Annotated in this window: 17 protein-coding genes; 11 read left to right on the top strand and 6 right to left on the bottom strand. The window is 66.9% G+C overall.

The genetic code is table 11. The features are described from left to right. Window positions 1-103 precede the first annotated feature (103 nt). Both QUV18_RS17390 and QUV18_RS17385 read right to left on the bottom strand, forming a co-directional pair. Complete coding sequence (locus QUV18_RS17390) at window positions 104-1,702, bottom strand: ABC transporter substrate-binding protein (RefSeq protein ID WP_300895317.1); 1,599 nt, start codon at window positions 1,700-1,702, stop codon at window positions 104-106. A gap of 47 nt (window positions 1,703-1,749) precedes the next feature. Next, complete coding sequence (locus QUV18_RS17385; RefSeq protein WP_300895316.1) at window positions 1,750-2,688, bottom strand: arginine deiminase family protein; 939 nt, start codon at window positions 2,686-2,688, stop codon at window positions 1,750-1,752. A 108-nt stretch (window positions 2,689-2,796) separates the two neighbouring features. Here QUV18_RS17385 and QUV18_RS17380 point away from each other — a divergent pair, with 108 nt between their 5' ends. From QUV18_RS17380 to QUV18_RS17370, 3 genes are all read left to right on the top strand, one after another. Then, window positions 2,797-3,714 (top strand): LysR substrate-binding domain-containing protein, encoded by a 918-nt coding sequence (locus QUV18_RS17380; protein WP_300895314.1) that lies wholly within the window; start codon window positions 2,797-2,799, stop codon window positions 3,712-3,714. A 104-nt stretch (window positions 3,715-3,818) separates the two neighbouring features. After that, window positions 3,819-6,032, top strand: a complete 2,214-nt coding sequence (locus QUV18_RS17375) for a YadA-like family protein (RefSeq protein ID WP_300895313.1) — start codon at window positions 3,819-3,821, stop codon at window positions 6,030-6,032. Further along, entirely contained in the window at window positions 6,026-6,553 is a 528-nt protein-coding gene (locus QUV18_RS17370; RefSeq protein WP_300895312.1) for a hypothetical protein, read from the top strand. The genes QUV18_RS17375 and QUV18_RS17370 overlap by 7 nt, the downstream gene beginning before the upstream one ends. 496 nt (window positions 6,554-7,049) lie before the next feature. Here the strand turns inward: QUV18_RS17370 and QUV18_RS17365 are convergent, their stop codons facing one another. The 4 genes from QUV18_RS17365 to QUV18_RS17350 are packed head-to-tail and all read right to left on the bottom strand — an operon-like array spanning window position 7,050 to window position 10,943. After that, a complete protein-coding gene (locus QUV18_RS17365) occupies window positions 7,050-7,811 on the bottom strand; it encodes an SDR family NAD(P)-dependent oxidoreductase (protein WP_300895310.1) in 762 nt (253 codons plus the stop codon). Then, window positions 7,808-8,737 (bottom strand): SDR family oxidoreductase, encoded by a 930-nt coding sequence (locus QUV18_RS17360; RefSeq protein WP_300895309.1) that lies wholly within the window; start codon window positions 8,735-8,737, stop codon window positions 7,808-7,810. Before QUV18_RS17360 ends, QUV18_RS17365 begins: the two co-directional genes overlap by 4 nt. Then, window positions 8,734-9,630, bottom strand: a complete 897-nt coding sequence (locus tag QUV18_RS17355) for a bile acid:sodium symporter (RefSeq protein ID WP_300895308.1) — start codon at window positions 9,628-9,630, stop codon at window positions 8,734-8,736. The genes QUV18_RS17360 and QUV18_RS17355 overlap by 4 nt, the downstream gene beginning before the upstream one ends. Further along, window positions 9,627-10,943, bottom strand: coding sequence for an NAD(P)-binding domain-containing protein (locus QUV18_RS17350; RefSeq protein ID WP_300895307.1), 1,317 nt, complete (start codon window positions 10,941-10,943; stop codon window positions 9,627-9,629). The genes QUV18_RS17355 and QUV18_RS17350 overlap by 4 nt, the downstream gene beginning before the upstream one ends. Before the next feature lie 60 nt (window positions 10,944-11,003). On the opposite strand from QUV18_RS17350, the gene QUV18_RS17345 reads away from it, so the two are divergent. From QUV18_RS17345 to QUV18_RS17310, 8 genes are all read left to right on the top strand, one after another. Next, window positions 11,004-11,651, top strand: coding sequence for a TetR/AcrR family transcriptional regulator (locus tag QUV18_RS17345; RefSeq protein ID WP_300895305.1), 648 nt, complete (start codon window positions 11,004-11,006; stop codon window positions 11,649-11,651). A gap of 67 nt (window positions 11,652-11,718) precedes the next feature. Further along, window positions 11,719-12,147 carry a cytochrome c gene (locus tag QUV18_RS17340; RefSeq protein WP_300895304.1) on the top strand — a complete coding sequence of 143 codons (429 nt, stop codon included), beginning with the start codon at window positions 11,719-11,721 and terminating at the stop codon, window positions 12,145-12,147. A 64-nt stretch (window positions 12,148-12,211) separates the two neighbouring features. After that, window positions 12,212-12,874 carry a rhomboid family intramembrane serine protease gene (locus QUV18_RS17335; protein ID WP_300895303.1) on the top strand — a complete coding sequence of 221 codons (663 nt, stop codon included), beginning with the start codon at window positions 12,212-12,214 and terminating at the stop codon, window positions 12,872-12,874. Window positions 12,875-12,976: 102 nt separating this feature from the next. Next, complete coding sequence (locus QUV18_RS17330; RefSeq protein WP_300895302.1) at window positions 12,977-13,879, top strand: aldo/keto reductase; 903 nt, start codon at window positions 12,977-12,979, stop codon at window positions 13,877-13,879. After that, entirely contained in the window at window positions 13,879-14,547 is a 669-nt protein-coding gene (locus tag QUV18_RS17325) for a DUF6064 family protein (RefSeq protein WP_300895300.1), read from the top strand. The genes QUV18_RS17330 and QUV18_RS17325 overlap by 1 nt, the downstream gene beginning before the upstream one ends. A 107-nt stretch (window positions 14,548-14,654) precedes the next feature. Beyond that, window positions 14,655-15,332: a TetR/AcrR family transcriptional regulator gene (locus QUV18_RS17320; RefSeq protein WP_300895298.1), complete on the top strand. Its 678-nt coding sequence runs from the start codon at window positions 14,655-14,657 to the stop codon at window positions 15,330-15,332. 322 nt (window positions 15,333-15,654) lie between these two features. Then, entirely contained in the window at window positions 15,655-16,659 is a 1,005-nt protein-coding gene (dctP, locus tag QUV18_RS17315; protein WP_300895296.1) for a TRAP transporter substrate-binding protein DctP, read from the top strand. 66 nt (window positions 16,660-16,725) lie between these two features. Continuing rightward, the gene (locus QUV18_RS17310) at window positions 16,726-17,265 is read left to right on the top strand and encodes a TRAP transporter small permease (RefSeq protein ID WP_300895294.1); all 540 of its coding nucleotides are present in this window, start codon (window positions 16,726-16,728) and stop codon (window positions 17,263-17,265) included.

Here is a 17,265-nt window from a genome sequence, read left to right as displayed (position 1 = left end):
TTGCCTGTTCCGTAGGGCTATTGCCCCGCCACATCACCAACCGAAAAGGCCGCTCCCCCCAGGGGAACGGCCTCCACTCTTCCGGAACCAGTCGCTCACCCGGTCACGAGAACCACCACCGCTCCACGCAGCGCTCGCCATCCATGTCCCAGTTCGACGCGAAGGTCTCGGGCAGGCCGACCTTGTCGCGCGTCCCGAAGACATAGGAGGCGAACATCGGCGCGATCAGCCCGCCATCGTTGCTCAGGATTTCCTGCATCTCGTAATACATCGCCTTGCGTTTCTCGGTATCGAGCTCCGCCCTTGCCGCGATCAGCAGCTCGTCGAACCGCTCGTTCGACCACTTCGTCCCGTTCCACGGCACCCCGCTCTGGTAGGCGGTCGAGAACATCAGGTCCTCCACCGGCCGCCCGCTCCAGTAGACGGCGACGAAGGGCTTCACGTTCCACACATCCGTCCAGTACCCGTCATTGGGCACCCGCACCGGCGTGATGTCGATCCCCGCCTCCCTGGCCGAATTCTGGTAGAGCGTCGCCGCGTCCACCGCCCCGGCAAAGGCCGCATCGGCCGCCAGAAGCTCCACGCTGACATTCTCCATGCCAGCCTTCTTCAGGTAATGCCGCGCCTTGTCGGGGTCGTATTCCCGCTGCTCCATCTCGGAATTGTAGAACCGCTGCCCCTGCCCGATCGGGTGGTCGTTGCCCACCGCGCCGTAGCCGAACAGGATCTTGTCCACCAACTCCTGCCGGTTGATCGCCCATTTCAGCGCCAGCCGCAGGTTCACGTCCGTGTAGGGGTCGACATCGCACATCATCTCGAAGGTGAAATGCTGCGTCCCCGGCACCGAATGCACGTTCACGCCGGCATTCTGCTTGATCCGGTCCACGGTCTTCAGGTCCATCCGGTCGATCGCGTCGAAATCCCCGGTGATGAAGCCCGAGGTCCGCGCGTTGGTGTCCGTCACCGCGATGATCTCGGCGGAATCGAAGAACGCCCGGTTGTTCAGGTCCCAGTGATCTTCGTAGCGTGACAGGTCCGACCGCACGCCGGGCTCGAAATTGTCGAGCCGGTAGGCCCCGCACCCGATCCCGGTCTTCCAGTCGACGGCGCCATCCTCCGACATGCCGATCGGGATGTGGTAATCGCTCATCACGAAGGGGAAGTCGGCATTCCCAGCCTCAAGCTCGAACACCACCCGGCTGTCGCCATCGGCGCGCACATCGGTCAGCGCCGCCAGCAGCGGCTTGCCGGCCGAAGTCGAATCCTCGCCCCGGTGATGGTTGACCGAGGCGATGACGTCCTCGGGCGTCACGTCCTTGCCATTGTGGAACGTCATCCCCTTGCGCAGGTCGAACACCCAGGTCTTGCCGCCATCCGCCGGCTCCCAGCTTTCCGCCACGCCCGGCGTCAGGCTGCCGTCGCGGGCCACCTCGGTCAGGTAGCCGTGGAAGGTCTGCAGCAGGTTGACCATGTAGCCGTTCTCGGCCGTGCCCGGGTTCATCGTGTCGGTGGTCTGGCCATGCCCCTTGCCCAGCTTGAACGTGCCGCCCTTCTGCGGGGCCGCCGCCTGCGCCATGTCGGCCATGCCCGTCGCGGTCGCCGCCGTCATGCCGGTCGCCAGAAGCGCGCGCATGAACTGCCGCCGGTCCATGTCGCCGGCCATGAATTGGGTTCTCAGTCGGTTGATGTGCTTTTCTTTCATTCCTTGCTCCCTGTTGGATTATCTTTGTTTTTCTTGACTTATAAGGTTCAGCTCGGCGCCCGCCGAAGCGATTGCGCCATGCAGTGAATGCCGCCGCCCATCATGGTGAACATGTCCATCTCCGGGTCGTAGACCTTGAACCCGTTGGCCCGCAGCTTGGCGTTCAGGTCCGTGCTCGCCGCCGGCGACAGCACCCGGTCATCGCCCAGCGACATGACGTTGCAGCCAAGCGCCATCGTGTCCTTGAACCCCACCGGGATCAGCTCGAACCCTTTCCCCTTCAGCCAGTCCACCACGTGCTCCGGCGTCGTCTCGAGGCAGACAGCCGCGCATTTCGGCGCGATGACACAGACCATCAGGTCGATATGCACGTAATAGGGGTCGATATAGGCGTAATGCACCTCCCACCCCTCCTTCTCGACCCAGCCGCCGATCTGCTTCGCCGACACCTCTTCACAGCGCATGCCGGTATAGCCGATCAGCACCGCCCCCGGCTCGACGATATGGAAATCGCCGCCTTCGAAATTCCCGGCACTCACCATGTCGTAAATCGGAATGCCCGCCTCGAGGTAGAAGCGCAGCGCGGCGGAATACTCGCCCCGGCGGCGCGGGTTGGCCATCTGGGTGATCACCGCGCCCCAGGGCGTCATGAAACTGGAATCCCGCGCATAGACACCGTATTTCAGGTGCTCGTCCTGCGGCATCGTGTGGATGGTCACGCCCGCATCCTCGTAGGCCTCGCACATCTCGCGATACTGCCGCACGGCGGCCTGGTGATCCCACGCGCGCCCCGTCCGCGCGGTCTCGCGGTAGATCGAGCTGAAGGCGGTGTTGTCCATGTGCCCGAAAGTCTCGACCGGGCCCAGAAGCACGTCCTGCAACACCCCGTATTCCGAGTCGATCCCCCAGTTGTCCAGCGGCTGCGTGCCGCCACCGGGCTGGCGTGCCTGAAGCGGCAGCGAAACATCTGTCTTGTCCTTGGGCATGGCGAGTCTCCATTGGTTGTCCCCGCAAGGATAGAAATGAGCCCATCTTGGCAAAAGCGAGTAATTTTGCTTAAGCTGATGATCTAAACTTGTTAATCGGACAGGGCCATGAAGATCGGGGAAAACTGGGTGTCCCTCAACGCCCTGCAGACATTCCAGGTCGCCGCCCGGCATCAGCACATGGGCCGCGCGGCGACCGAACTGAACGTCACCCAAAGCGCCGTCAGCCATCAGGTCCGGGCGCTCGAAACCTCCCTCGGCGTCACGCTCTTCGACCGGCGCGGCCGCCGGATCGAGCTCAACCCGGCGGGCGAACGCCTTCTCCGGGCCATCGAGCAGGGCTTCGCCGGCATCGCCTCGACCGCCCTGTCCCTCTCGACCGACGCCTTCTCGGGCCAGCTCTCCCTCGCGGTGCCGGTCTCGCTCATGGTCGAATGGCTGAACCCGAAGCTGGCGGAATTCCTCGGCCGCTTCCCCGGCCTGTCGCTGAAACTCACCTACGCCGAACGCACGATGACCTCGCTGCCGGCCGATGTCGACATGGCGGTGGTCTACTCCGCCCACAGCTTCCCCGGCTGCACGGTCACCCCATTCATGCGCACCGCCATCTTCCCGGTCTGCGCGCCCGAACTCGTCCGGGGGGCCCTGCCGATGTCGCCCGACATCCTCAAGCGCGCCACCCTCATCCACGAGGATGACGGCGATGTCTGGTCCCAGTGGTTCGCCAGCCGCGGCCTCGAACAGTTCCGCCCGGAACGGGAAATTCACGCCGGCTCCCATCACGATGCCGTGGCCTTCGCCCGCAACGGCGCGGGCTTCGCCATGACCGACTGGTTCCTCGGCGGCGAGGCCCTCCGCGCCGGCCGGCTGGTCCAGGCCTTCGGGCCGCGAGAGCTCGATTACGACGCCTATTACATCGTCACCCGCGTCAACCAGCCCCCCAACAGCCCCGCCTCGGCACTGTTGGAATTCCTGGTCCGCGAAACCGACACCACCGGCCCCGGGCCGGGCCCCGGCCAAGCCTGACAGTCACCCGCTCTCACAAAAACGTAAATAAGTTTGAAACTATTTACGTCGCGTCTGCGTGACTGCGTTTCGTTGAAATAGGTTTATCCCGGGAAAAGGTAATAATGGCACAACAGGGTAGAAAATCGCTGCTCCGGCTTCTGAACGGCTCGGCCAGCGCATTCGTCATGCTTGCGGCAGGTGCGGCTTACGCCGACGGCACCGCCCCCTGCAACACGGGCGCAGGCACGAACAGCGTGGAATGCGGCGTGAACAGCACGGCAGACGGCGACTTCTCGGTCGCGGTCGGCGACCAATCGAGCACCGACGCCACCTCCACCGATGGTGTCGCCATCGGCTCCGAAGCCACGGCCACCGGCCCCTCGACCACCGCGGTCGGCGGCGAAACCGTCGCCACCGGCCCGGGCACCACGGCCGTCGGCTGGCAATCCATGGCCACCGCCGAACGCGCCCAGGCCTTCGGCCACCTCGCCACCGCGCAAGGCGAACGCTCCCTCGCAGTGGGCGAAAACGCCGACGCCCAGTCGGACAACTCGACCGCCATCGGCAACGAATCCATCGCCAACGGCATCGACGCAATCGCCCTCGGCGACACCGCCAGCGCCAATGGCCCCTCCACGACCGCCCTCGGCGGCGAAACCGTCGCAACAGGCCCCGGCGCCACCGCCGTCGGCTGGCAATCCATGGCCACCGCCGAACGCGCGCAAGCCTTCGGCCACCTCGCCACCGCGCAGGGCGTCCGCTCCCTCGCCGTCGGCGAGAACGCCGACGCCCAGACCGACAACGCCACCGCCATCGGCAACGAATCCATCGCCAACGGCATCGACTCCATCGCCCTCGGCGACACCTCCATGGCCATGGGCCCGTCGACCACGGCCGTGGGCGGGGAAACCGTCGCCACCGGCCCCGGCGCAACCGCCGTCGGCTGGCAATCCATGGCGACCGCCGAGCGCGCGCAAGCCTTCGGCCACCTCGCCACCGCGCAGGGCGTCCGCTCCCTCGCCGTCGGCGAGAACGCCGACGCCCAGACCGACAACGCCACCGCCATCGGCAACGAATCCATCGCCAACGGTATCGATGCGGTCGCCCTCGGTGACACCTCCATGGCCATGGGCCCGTCGACCACCGCCCTCGGCGGCGAAACCGTCGCAACAGGCCCCGGCGCCACCGCCGTCGGCTGGCAATCCATGGCCACCGCCGAACGCGCGCAAGCCTTCGGCCACCTCGCCACCGCGCAGGGCGTCCGCTCCCTCGCCGTCGGCGAGAACGCCGACGCCCAGACCGACAACGCCACCGCCATCGGCAACGAATCCATCGCCAACGGCATCGATGCGGTCGCCATAGGCGACACCTCGATGGCCATGGGCGCGTCGACCACCGCGGTCGGCGGCGAGACCGTCGCAACCGGCCCTGGCGCCACCGCCATCGGCTGGCAGTCGCAGGCCACCGCCGAGCGTGCCCAGGCCTTCGGTCACCTCGCCACGGCCCAGGGCGTCCGCTCGCTGGCCATCGGCGAGAACGCCGATGCCCAGTCGGACAACTCGACCGCCATCGGCAACGAGGCCGTCGCCAACGGCACCGATGCCATCGCGCTTGGCGACACCGCCATGGCGAACGGCCCCTCCACCACCGCGATCGGCGGCGAGACCACGGCGATGGGCCCCGGCGCCACCGCCGTCGGCTGGCAATCCACCGCCTCGGCCGAGCGGGCACAGGCCTTCGGCCACCTGGCCACCGCCTCCGGCGTCCGCTCCACCGCGGTCGGCGAAGGTGCCACGGCCTCGGGCGACGTCTCGCTCTCCTTCGGCAACCTCGCCATGGCCAGCGCGACCAACTCGGTCGCCATCGGCAACGGCGCCATGGCCACCCGGGCGAACCAGTTCACCATGGGCAACGCCCAGAACACCTACACCATGCCCGGCATCGCCTCCGACGAAAGCACCGCGGCCCAGGGCATGCCGGTGGGCTACGTCACCGCCGACGCCGACGGCAACCTCGCCGTCGACCGCTCGGTCATGCCGTCGGCCGCGCTCAGCCGGCAGGTACAGTCGAACAGCGCCGGCATCGCCAACAACAGCCGCCGCATCTCGAACAACGAGGAAGGCATCGCCATGGCGATGGCGCTCAGCACCCCCTACGTACCCACCGACCGCAGCTTCGCGCTCTCGACCAGCCTCGGCATGTTCGAAGGCTCGACCGCGATGGCCGTCAACATGGGCTTCCGGGTCAGCCCCAACGTTCAGCTTGACGCGGGCATCACGCACGGGTTCGATAGAAGCCAGACCGGCGGCCGCATAGGTGTAACGTACTCTTGGTAACCCTTCGCAGGAACAGAACCACCGAAGCGCCGCGGAGATTATCCGCGGCGCTTCTCGCGATCCTGCTGCTGGCCACGCCCGGCCTCGCGCAGGAACAGGTCGAGCGCAGCTTCGCCACGGCCCTCGTGCGCGATATCATGACGGCGGTGCATCACGGCAACCGCACCGGCAACTACACCGTGCTGCGCGACTACGCCGCCCGCGACTTCGGCGCCGCCAACAACGCCACCCAACTGGCCGCCCGCTTCACCGAGCTGCGCAATTCCGGGCTCGACATGCTGCCCGTGCTCGTTGTGGAACCGAAGATCCTGCAGGCCCAGATCGCGGCCGGCAACGACCAGATGCGCCTGACCGGGTATTTCCCCACCCTGCCGCAGCATTTCAGCTTCGACCTCGTATTCCTGCAGGAACGCGGAAGGTGGCGGATGCTCGACATCTCCGCCGGTGCCTTCGACCCGATCGAGGTGCCGGAGCCGCAAGCCGAGGAACCAGCGGCGGATGCGGAAGAGAGCAACGAGTAATACGACCTATTGGTGAATGTGTCACACGCCCGGAGTCAAGCCGCGTCTAAGCGCGGCGCCGGGCGAGCGGTCGTTCATTGAGGCGCCATTGGTTCAAGCCCAATGGACGACGCCGTCCCCACGGGCAGGCGCTTTTGACATGTAGCGCTACCTCCATAGCGAAGATGTACCCGGCACCATAAGGTACCATCTACAACCCTGGCAGCGCCTCCCCACGGGCCGCCGCTCACCCGGCGGTGCCAAAGCATAACAAAGCGTAATCCCCGCCCCGGGCCCGACCCGGGGCCTCTTACTCCACAAGGTCCCGGCTCAAGGCCGGGACGGGCAGTTCGACAGGCAGGTCACCTGCGAGAACACGCTGCCCCTCCCTCAGAATTCGCCTTTACAAGCTCACCCTATCCACACGTACCCTCCCCGCCCCGGGCCTGACCCGGGGCCTCGCACAACACGGCGCTCCAACACGGGAACCGGAACGGCTCGACCCAACCACCACACCCTACCCCTCACCGCTGATCCTCCGCCGCATCATCCGCTCGTAGACCCCCGGCGCCAGCCGCCTGACCCACCACGACATTCGCGCCACCCGGCCCACCGGGATGAACGCCCGCCCCCGCGCCACGCCGCGCAATATCACCTCCGCCGCGTCCTCCGGCGTCATGTAATCCACCCCGTCCGCCGCCGAGCCCGGCCGCACGATCCCGTCCGCCCCGCGCGCCGCATTGCCGATATTCGTCGCCACGAAGCTCGGCGCGGCGATCAGGCAGCGCACCCCATGCGCCATCTCCTCCGACCTGAGCGAGCCGAAAAACCCCTCCAACGCGTGTTTCGATGCCGCATAGGCCGTTCGGTTCTTCAACGGCGCGAACCCCGCGACCGAGGAGATCGCCAGATGCACCCCCCCGCTCTTTCGCACCGGCCCCAGGAACGCCCGCGCCATCGCCACAGCGGCGAAATAGTTGATCTCGAACACCCGGCGATGACTGGCCTCGTCACTCTCGGAAAACGGCCCGATCTGCGACACGCCCGCGTTATAGATCACCATGTCGATCGAGGGCCGCGCTGCGATCACCTCCGCCGCCACCCGCGCCAGTGCTGCCGCATCGGTCAGGTCCACCTCGACCGGCGTCCGTGTCTCCGTCGCCGCCAGCCCCGAGATTTCCCGGTCCATCAGCACGCAATGCCAGCCCTCCACCTCCAGCCGCGCCGCCAGCGCCCGGCCCAAGCCCCCGTTACCGCCCGAAATTACCGCCGTCCTCACAACCCCGCCTCCCGCCGCCAAAGCTCGAACACCTCGGCCGAGCTCAGCTCGGGCACGTAGCCGAACACCTCCTTCAACCGGTCATTGGCCAGAACGGGGCGGTATTGCAGGAACCGCACCTGCTCCGGCCCGTACTGCGTCAGCTCCAGCGGCTTCGCCACCGTCAGCGCCGCCTTCAGCGCCCAGGCCGGCAGCCGCAACACCGGCTTGCCCAGCCGCCGGGCCAGGTCATCGACCGTCAGCCACCCGTCGCCCGCCACGTTGTAGATCCCCGCCGGGCCATCCGTCGCCGCGCGCTGCAGGATACGCGCCAGGTCTCGCGTCCAGATGAACACGAACGGGCTGTCACAGCCCCGAATGGCCAGCAGCCGCTTGCGATGAAACAGCGCCGTGATCTGGTTCTCGACTCCCGCCCCCAGCACCGTACCCACCCGCAGCACCACCTGCTCCAGCCCCGGATGTGCCTCCCGCGCCTCCGCCAGCATCTCCTCCACCTGCCGCTTGTGGTCGGCATAGGCGAACGCGACGTTGCCCCGGCACGGCGCATCTTCCGTCAACGGCACCGGGTTGTCGGGGTGATAGCCATAGGCCGCCCCCGAGCTTGTTACCACCAGCCGTCTCACCCCATGCCGCACGCAGGCCTCCAGCACGTGGCGCGTGCCTGTCACGTCGACGGCGTGCGCATGCTCGCGGCTCATCCCCGGCGGCGGCGTCACGACCGAGGCGAGGTGCACCACCACCTCCGGCCTGACCCTGCCGATCACGTCATCCGGATCGCCCCCCGTGACGTTCATCCGCCGGAACGCCACCGCCTCGGGCAGCTGGCCCCGCGCCAGGTCCGTCGCCACCACGCCCCGCGCGGGCAGCGCCTCGACAAGCGCCCGGCCCACCATCCCGGCCGCCCCGGTGATCAGCACCCGGCTCATCGGGCCGCCTCCGTCCGCGCCATCACCGCCGCCAGCGCGATCCCCGAAATCGCGTGCCAGATCCCCCAGAACGCCGCCACCACGGCCATGCCGCCCAGGCCCCCGAAGAACCCGAAGATCAGCACCAGCCCCAGGCCCGAATTCTGGATCCCCGTCTCGATCGTCACCGCCCGCCGGTCGAAGGGCGTAAGCCCCGCCAGCCACGCCGTCCCGTACCCGCCCGACAATGCCAGCGCGTTATGCAGCACCACCAGCCCGGCAATCCCGCCCGCATAGGCCAGGAACTGCGCCCAGTTCGCCGCCAGCGCCACCGCCACGAACCCCACGAAAATCGCCATCGACAGCCATTGCAACGGCCGCCGCAACCGCGCCGCCACCCCCGGCCGCCGCGCGTTCAGCGTCACCCCCAGCACCAGGGGCAGCACCAGCATCAGCCCCACCGTCACGGCAATCCTGACCGGGTCGATCTCCGTGGCCCGCAAGATCTCCGCCGACGGCCCGTATAGGCTCCCCCAGAACGCGATGTTCAAAGGCGTGAGCAAAATCGCCCCCACCGTCGCGAACGCCGTCATCGACACCGACAACGCCGCGTTCCCCCCGGCCCGATGGGTGATGAAGTTCGAGATGTTCCCCCCCGGGCACGCCGCCACCAAAATCAACCCCAGCGCCACCGACGCCTGCGGCCTCACCAAAAGCACCAGCAGAAAGGTCAGCACCGGCAGCACCACGAATTGCGAGACCAACCCCACCACCAGCGGCTTCGGCGCCCGCGCCAGCGCCTTGAAATCCTTCGGCAACAGGTCGATGGCGATGGAAAACATCACCACCGCCAATATCGCGTTCAGCAAGGTCAGCGACCCCGCCGAAAACTCCAGAACCGCCTCGTCGATCATGCGCCCGCCCCGCCCAGCCGCCTGATCCACCGCCCCACCGCCTTGCGATAGGTCGCCTTGTCCACGTAATAGGCCATCCTCGGCAGGTCGATGTAACTCATCCCCCCCGTCGCCCGCTCGAACCCGCCGGCCTTGGCCGCCTGCAACGCCTTCGCCTCCGGCGACCCGGCCCTCAGCCCCTCGATGTACCGCACCACCATCTCGGCCTGCTCGTGCCGCCCCTGCCAGCCAAGCCCCGACGCCTCGACCATGCCCAGCACGAACAGGTCATCCCGCTCCGGATGCATGCAGTTGAGATAGAGATGCGGCGCATCCCCCGTCCAATTCAGCAGCCCGTCATCGATGAACGGATAATCCAGCTTGTACCCCGTCGCCGCCAGAACCATGTCATACTCGGCTTCCGTCCCGTCCTTGAAATGCACGGTCTTCCCCTCGAACCGCGCCACGTCCCCCCTGATCCGCACATCCCCATGCCCGGCGTGATACAGGATCAGCGAATTCACCACCGGGTGGCTTTCGTACAGCTTGTAGTCGGGCTTCGGAAACCCGTATTTCTGCGGGTCTCCCACGAACCATTTCAGAATCGTCCCGTCCACGATCCGCTTCAGCGCCATCGGCAGTTTGATCGCCCCGCCCAGCGTATCGGCAGGCTTGCCGAACACGTATTTCGGCACGAAGTAATACCCCCGCCGCATCGACACGTCGCACGACACGCCATGATGAATGGCATCCACCGCGATATCACAGCCCGAATTCCCCGCCCCGATCACCAGAACCCGTTTCCCCGCGAACTGCCCCGGGTAACGATACGCCGACGAATGGATCAGCTCGCCGGTGAAGTCCCCCTCGAAGGTCGGCATGTTCGGCGTGCTGAGCGTGCCGTTGGCGATCAGGACACCGCCAAACTCTTCCGTATGCTCCCCCTCGCCATCCCGCCACGTCACGCGCCAGCCCTCGCCGGACGCCCCCAGTGGCTCGCAGGACAGCACTTCCGCCCCGAACCGGTAATGCCGGTACAGGTCGAACCGCTCGGCGAAGTCCCGGAAATACCGCTTCATCTCCCGGTGCGACGGGTACTCCGCCACCTCGTCCCGCATCGGGAAATCCGTGAACTCCGTCATCCGCTTCGACGAAATCAGGTGCGCCGTCTCGTACATGGTCGAGCGCGGGCCCTCGATATCCCAAAGCCCGCCGACATCATCGTTCAGCTCGAACCCCTGGAACCCGATCCCGTGCTCGGCCAGCAGCTTGGCCGCCGCCAGCCCCATCGGCCCCGCCCCGATCAGGGCCAGCCTCTCGCGCGCGTCACTCATACTGTCCTCCCTTGTCACCCTTAACTTGAACATCTGTTCAACTTAAGGCAAGATGTTTTCATGACTCCGGAACAAACCTTTGGCAAGCCACGACAAAGGGCGCCCTCCAAGCGGGCGCTCGCCACGCGCGAGCGGGTGCTCGACGCCGCCGAAGCCGTCTTCGCCGACCGGGGATTCGACGGCGCCACCATCCGCGACATCGCCTCGGAAGCGGGCGAGCCGGTGGGCACCATCCACCACCACGGCGGCGGCAAGGAGGCGCTCTTTCACCTCACCGTCGCCCGCCGCGCCGCCGCCCTCTCGCAAGCCCGGCTCGACGCGCTGGCCCGGTGCCGCGCCAGCGGGCCCCTCACGCTGGAAAGCCTCCTCTCGGCCTTCATGCGTCCCTTCTTCGATCTGTCGCGGGACAACCCGCGCTGGCGACACTACGCCCGCATCGTGGCCTTCGTCTCAACCGACGACCGCTGGCGCGCCATCGCCGCAGAATGCTTCGACCCCACCGCCGAGATCTTCCTCGACGAGTTCCTCGCCCTCCGGCCGGATGCCTCGCGCCAGCAGCTCGCCGCGGGCTTCGTCTTCTCCGTCTCCGCCATGCTGGCGCTGCTCACCTCGCAGGGCCGGATCACCGCCCTCGGCCACGCCCCGGCACCCGAGGCGGACCAGGTCGACCACCTGGTCCGCTACTGCGCCGCGGGCCTCGCGGCCTGACGGGATGGACCGCGCGCCAAGCATGCTCTAATACCTCCGGCAAATCACCTGATCTCAGCAGGCCCCCATGAAACACGCCCTGATCATCGCTTTCCTCGCCGCCGCCGCATGCACCCCGCAGGAGTCGCCCTCCGTCTCGCGCGACACCGGCCGCGCCATCTTCGCCGAGAACTGCGCCTCCTGCCACGGCCCCGCCGCCAAGGGCAGCGGCCCGGCGGCCCACGGCCTCAAGACACCGCCGGCCGATCTCACCCGCATCGCCGCGCGGCGCAACGGCGTCTGGCCCCGGCTCGAGGTCATGTCGATCGTCGACGGCTACACCAAGCGCACCAACCCGCGCGACGACATGCCCGTCATCTCCACCCTGACCGAGGGGCCGCTCGTCGATTTCGACACCGGCAACGGGATCACCAAACAGGTGCCCGCCCGCCTCGTCGCCGTGGTGACCTACCTCGAAAGCATCCAGTCGCCCCCGCCGACCTCCTACGTGCCGTAAACCCTGGCTGCGGCGAATGGCCGGCCGGCATTGTCCCGCCGGTTTCAGTGCCTATGTCCCCCACATGGACCACGTTTCGCGCGAAAACCGCCCGCCCCCACCACAGGCCAGCCAGATCGGCGCGCCCGGCTTCCTCTGGACCCTCGTCGGCATCATGGCCGCCATCGAGCTGGTGCTCAGCCTGTCCGATGCCGGCTATATCGGCGCCACCGGGCTGCGCTGGCAGGCCTATGCCCTCGGCGCCTTCTGGCAGCCGGTCTTCGCGGGCACCATCCCGCCCGCCTGGCCGGGCCAGGCGGTGGCGATGTTCATCACCCATGCCTTCCTGCATGGCGGGCTGATGCACCTCGCGCTCAACGCGGTCATCCTGCTGTCGCTGGGCAAGTTCGTCGCCGCCCGCGTCGGCCCTGTCCGGACCCTGGCGGTGCTGTTCCTCTCGGCCGTGGGCGGCGCGCTGCTCTTCGGCCTGCTGGCCTTCACCGACGCGCCGATGATCGGCGCCTCGGGGGCGGTCTTCGGTCTCGTCGGGCTCTGGCAGGCCGACGAATATCACCTGCGCCGCCGCCACGGCCTGACCCTGAAACCGGTCTTCACGGCCATCCTCGGGCTGGTCGCCGCCAACGTGGCCTTCTTCGTCATGCTCTCCGGCGGCCTCGCGTGGGAGGCCCATCTCGGCGGCTGGCTCGCCGGCGGTCTGGCCGGGCTGGTCCTGCTGCGGAACAGGTGACGCACCGAAAACACACCGACGCGATACCGACAAAATACCGACGTGATACCGACGTTTGATTCTACCCGATATCCCACACCGGCCAGACCCCAGCGAGGCCCCATGAAACTCACCAGACGGACGATGATCACCGGCGCCACGGCCGCCCTCACCCTGCCCTTTCCGGCCCGCGCCGATGACGCCCTCCTACGCGAGATCCCCTCCACCGGCACCCGGATTCCCGCCGTGGGCCTCGGCAGCTGGATCACCTTCAACGTCGGCAACGACCCCGTTCTCCTCGACGCCTGCGCCGATGTCATCGCCGCCTTCGCCGAGGAAGGCGGCGGCATGATCGACTCCTCGCCCATGTACGGCTCGTCGCAGGAAACGATCGGCTACGGGCTTGAAAAACTCAATGATCCCAAAAGCATATTCGCAACAGACAAAGTCTGGACCGACGACGCCGACATGGGCCCCGACCAGGTCGCCCAAAGCCGCGCGGCCTGGGGGGTCGACCATTTCGACCTGCTCCAGGTGCACAACCTCGTCGAATGGGAGGCGCATCTCGACACGCTCTTCGGCCTGAAGGAGGACGGCCAGCTTGGCCATGTGGGTCTCACCACCTCCCACGGCCGCCGCCATGACCTGCTCGAATGGCTGATGCGCGACTACCCCGTCGACACGGTGCAACTCACCTACAACCTCGCCGACCGCGAGGCCGAGCACCGCCTCCTCCCCCTCGCCCGCGAGAAAGGCATCGCCGTCATCGCCAACCGCCCCTTCCGCCGCGGCGCCTTGCCTTTGAATCTAAAGGGAAAACCCCTCCCCGACGTCGCTGCTGACCTCGAAACCGAAAGCTGGCCGCAACTGCTGCTGAAGTTCATCCTCTCCCACCCGGCACTCACCGTCGCCATCCCCGCCACCACCCGCGTCGCCCACCTGCGCGAGAACAAGGCCGCCGCCCGCGGGCCCATGCCCGACGCGGCGATGCGCCGCCGGATCGTCACCCAATTCGAAAACCTCTGATGCGGGACTGGCTGAGCTACGAACTGTCTGATTTCCTGCTGTTTTCCGAGCGGGTCTACTGGCGACTCTTCACCCTCGAGAACGCGAACCTCTGGCCGATGCCGCTGCTCGCCCCGCTGGCGCTCCTGGCCGCCCTGGCCCTGCACACCCGCCGGCCCGCGGGCGGGCTCCGCCTGCTCTTCGCCCTGCTGGCCCTGTCCTGGTTCTCGGTCGGGGCGAACTTCATCATGCAGCGCTACGCCCCCGTCAACTGGGCCATGAGCCATGCCGGCCCCGTCTTCTTCCTGCAGGCCATCGCGTTCGCCGTCATGGCCTTCACCGGCCCGCCACGACGGGCAAGCCCACGCCTGTCCGACAAGGCCGGATACGCCCTGGTCCTTGCCGGAACCCTCGCCTACCCGCTCCTCGCCCTGCTGCAGGGCCGCACGCTTGCCGACGCGGAACTCGCCGGCATCGCGCCCGACCCCACGGCCGTTGTCAGCCTTGGCGCCGCCTTGCTGACCACCGGGCCCCGGCACCGGCTGGCGGCCTGCGCGGTGCCCGGCCTCTGGCTGGCCCAAAGCGCGCTGACCCTTTACGTCCTCAACGGCCCGGCGGCCCTCGCGCCCGGCCTCGCGCTGGCGGCCGGGGCCCTTGCCCTGATCGCCACCGGGCAACGCCGTGGCTGAGCGCCACCCGCCGCCCGGCCGACACGGTCGCACGACCTTTCGGGTTGTGCTATGGCCCTCCGGCAGGTCAAGAATGCGTATTCGACGCCGCAATCCCGGGGAAACTCATGTCCAATAGCCAGAAGAAAAGGCGCCGCTCTCAGGCCGAACGCCGCGAACAGACGCAATCGGCCATTCTCGAAGCCGCGGTCGAAATCCTTTCCCTCGAAGGCTACGCCAACTTCAGCTCCTCCGGCGTCGCCGCCCGCGCCGGTATCTCCCGCGGTGCGCTCGAGCACTATTATCCCAAGAGAATCAATCTTATAGCGGCTGCCTGCCAATATTCGATGGAAGCCGCGATCGAGGAAACCCGCAGCTACGTGAAGAATGCCGAGGTCACGCAGGACCTGATCGGCAACTTCATCGCGGCATCCGAACGGTTCTTCTTCGCGCAAGGCTATATCGCCCAGGTCGAACTTCTGATCGCCGCCCGCGCCGACCCCCAGCTTGGCGAGGTGATCTTCCCGATCATCAAGGATGCCCGGCGCACGCTCGACGGCATCTGGGCCGAAACGATTGCCGGCTGGGGCCATGACCGCGAAAAGGCCGAACGCTTCGTGGAAGTCTCGCACTACCTCCTGCGCGGCATGTTCTTCGTGAACACGTGGCTCCCCTACGATCTCGACAAGGATGCCGTCCTGCAGGACTGGCGCGACCTTGCGCCGACGGTCCTTGCCCATCGCCCCCACGCCGAGGGAGAGGACCAAACATCGCCTTCGCCGGCACGAAAGGCGACCGCGCGCTGAGCATGGAAATCAGCTAAATCACTAAAATTCAAAGCCTTATAACCAGTAGATCGCCTGTATCCGTCAATTTACCAGCAGGACTCCTTGTAAGTTGATTCAGGCCTGAATTTGAGTTACCTTGATTCGCAGGAGGAAACCCGCGTCCCGAAATCCGCGACGGCTGTCCGCTCCCGCGGTCAGGGATGCACTGCCAGAAACCGCCTTGGTAATTGCCGGGGTCCGATGCCGGGATAGTCCGGCTGAAGATTGACCCGAACCCCCTTGGGGGCATCGGAGAGCTGTGCCCGCCAGAAAGGGGGCACGATCATGAAAGGGAGGGAAAATGAAACTCGTCAAGGCTACCGCAATCGCTGCGGCTATCACCGCCGTGCTTGGCACGGCGTCACTCGCACAGGACGTGCAACTTCGCATGTTGACGGCATGGGACGACCGGTTCGACGGCACCATCGCCATCGCCCAACGTTACCAGGAATGCCTGGCCGAAACATCGGACGGCCGCATCGCCGTCACCGCCAGCGGCCCCGAGGTCATTCCGCCGAACCAGCAGTTCGACCCGATTTCGCGCGGGATCTTCGACCTGAGCTACATCACCCCCATTTACTTCCTCGGAACCACCGGCGTGCCCTCGGCCTTCTTCGCCCTGCCGCCCGATTCCCAGCTCTGGCGTGACAAGGGATACTGGGACTTCGCCGACGAGGAGATGCAGCGCTTCAACCAGAAGCTCGTGGCCTTCACGTCAGGCACCGGCGCCAGCGATTTCTATCAGATCGTCCTGCGCGAACCGGTGGCCGAGGGCGACATGCCGCTCGAGGGCCGCAAGATCCGCGGCAACAAGTATTACGAACCGCTGGTCGTCCCGACGGGCGGCTCGCTGGTGAACCTGCCCGCCGGCGAAATCTACTCGGCGCTGGAAAAGGGCGTGGTCGACGGGGCCGCCTACCCCATCGCCGGGATGCAGCGCCTGAAGATGCACGAGGTGACGGGCTACATGCTGCGCCCGCGCTTCGGCAACTCGCCCTTCCTGATCGCCATGAACCTCGACCGGTTCAACGGCCTGTCGGAGGAAGACAAGCAGGTCGTGCTCGACTGCGGCAAGAGCGTCGAGGAAAGCAGCGCCGAGGAGCTGGCGCGCCTGTCCGACGAGACCATCACCGAGCTCAAGGAGCTGGGCATGCAGGAAACCGAATTGCCTGCCGACGCGGTCGAGAAGGTCATGCAGGGGCTGATCGACGGCTCGTGGCAGACCGCCATCGACGGCAACGCCCAGACCGCCGACCGGGTCCGGGAACTTCAGGAGATGGCGCGCGAGAACGGCGACGCCGAGTAATCCCTGCCCACGCACGCGGGGGCGCAATGTCGCCCCCGCTTCTCTCCCCTGCCCCGGACCTGTCCCATGAAACCTGTGACCCTGCTCTGCCGTCTGCATGACGGGCTGACCGATGCCGGCTTCCTGCTCAGCACGCTGGGACTGGCGCTGATGGTCCTGATCTACTGCGCCGAGGTCATCACGCGGTATTTTCTCAACTATCCGCTGGACTGGGCCAATGACACGTTCTCGAACCTGCTCTGCGTCACGATCTTCGCGATCGTGCCCCACGCCACCCGCGTCGCCGCGCATATCGAGATCAACCTCCTCCCCGAAATGGTGCCTGCCTCCCGCGGTGTGCTGGCGGTGACGGCACGGCTGTCCGGTGTCGTCGTCTGCGCCTTCGTCGCGTGGATGAGCTATTCCGAGAACCTGCGCCAGATCGCCATGGGCATCCTGACCGAACAGAATCACCCTGTGCCGGTCTGGTGGATGGCAAGCTTCATTACCTACGGCTTCGCAAGCTCCGCCCTCTATTTCCTGCGCGCCCTGCTGCCTGTCCCGGCCACCGCGCCGCACAGCTTCGTCACCCCGGTCGCCGGCCCCTCGAACAGCGGGGCGGCGTGA

It is taken from the genome of Roseovarius sp. (assembly GCF_030373445.1).
Classification (GTDB): Bacteria; Pseudomonadota; Alphaproteobacteria; order Rhodobacterales; family Rhodobacteraceae; genus Roseovarius.
Note: the sequence above shows the minus strand (reverse complement) of the source record. Positions and strands in the feature narration are given on the sequence as shown.

Bases quoted from the DNA above. Each gene is read 5' to 3' on its own strand.
- dctP (WP_300895296.1), top strand. From the start codon at position 15,655: ATGAAACTCGTCAAGGCTACCGCAATCGCTGCGGCTATCACCGCCGTG.
- QUV18_RS17330 (WP_300895302.1), top strand. From the start codon at position 12,977: ATGAAACTCACCAGACGGACGATGATCACCGGCGCCACGGCCGCCCTC.
- QUV18_RS17355 (WP_300895308.1), bottom strand. From the start codon at position 9,630: ATGATCGACGAGGCGGTTCTGGAGTTTTCGGCGGGGTCGCTGACCTTG.
- QUV18_RS17375 (WP_300895313.1), top strand. From the start codon at position 3,819: ATGGCACAACAGGGTAGAAAATCGCTGCTCCGGCTTCTGAACGGCTCG.
- QUV18_RS17320 (WP_300895298.1), top strand. From the start codon at position 14,655: ATGTCCAATAGCCAGAAGAAAAGGCGCCGCTCTCAGGCCGAACGCCGC.
- QUV18_RS17380 (WP_300895314.1), top strand. From the start codon at position 2,797: ATGAAGATCGGGGAAAACTGGGTGTCCCTCAACGCCCTGCAGACATTC.
- QUV18_RS17385 (WP_300895316.1), bottom strand. From the start codon at position 2,688: ATGCCCAAGGACAAGACAGATGTTTCGCTGCCGCTTCAGGCACGCCAG.
- QUV18_RS17325 (WP_300895300.1), top strand. From the start codon at position 13,879: ATGCGGGACTGGCTGAGCTACGAACTGTCTGATTTCCTGCTGTTTTCC.
- QUV18_RS17345 (WP_300895305.1), top strand. From the start codon at position 11,004: ATGACTCCGGAACAAACCTTTGGCAAGCCACGACAAAGGGCGCCCTCC.
- QUV18_RS17360 (WP_300895309.1), bottom strand. From the start codon at position 8,737: ATGAGCCGGGTGCTGATCACCGGGGCGGCCGGGATGGTGGGCCGGGCG.
- QUV18_RS17390 (WP_300895317.1), bottom strand. From the start codon at position 1,702: ATGAAAGAAAAGCACATCAACCGACTGAGAACCCAATTCATGGCCGGC.
- QUV18_RS17340 (WP_300895304.1), top strand. From the start codon at position 11,719: ATGAAACACGCCCTGATCATCGCTTTCCTCGCCGCCGCCGCATGCACC.
- QUV18_RS17335 (WP_300895303.1), top strand. From the start codon at position 12,212: ATGGACCACGTTTCGCGCGAAAACCGCCCGCCCCCACCACAGGCCAGC.
- QUV18_RS17310 (WP_300895294.1), top strand. From the start codon at position 16,726: ATGAAACCTGTGACCCTGCTCTGCCGTCTGCATGACGGGCTGACCGAT.
- QUV18_RS17350 (WP_300895307.1), bottom strand. From the start codon at position 10,943: ATGAGTGACGCGCGCGAGAGGCTGGCCCTGATCGGGGCGGGGCCGATG.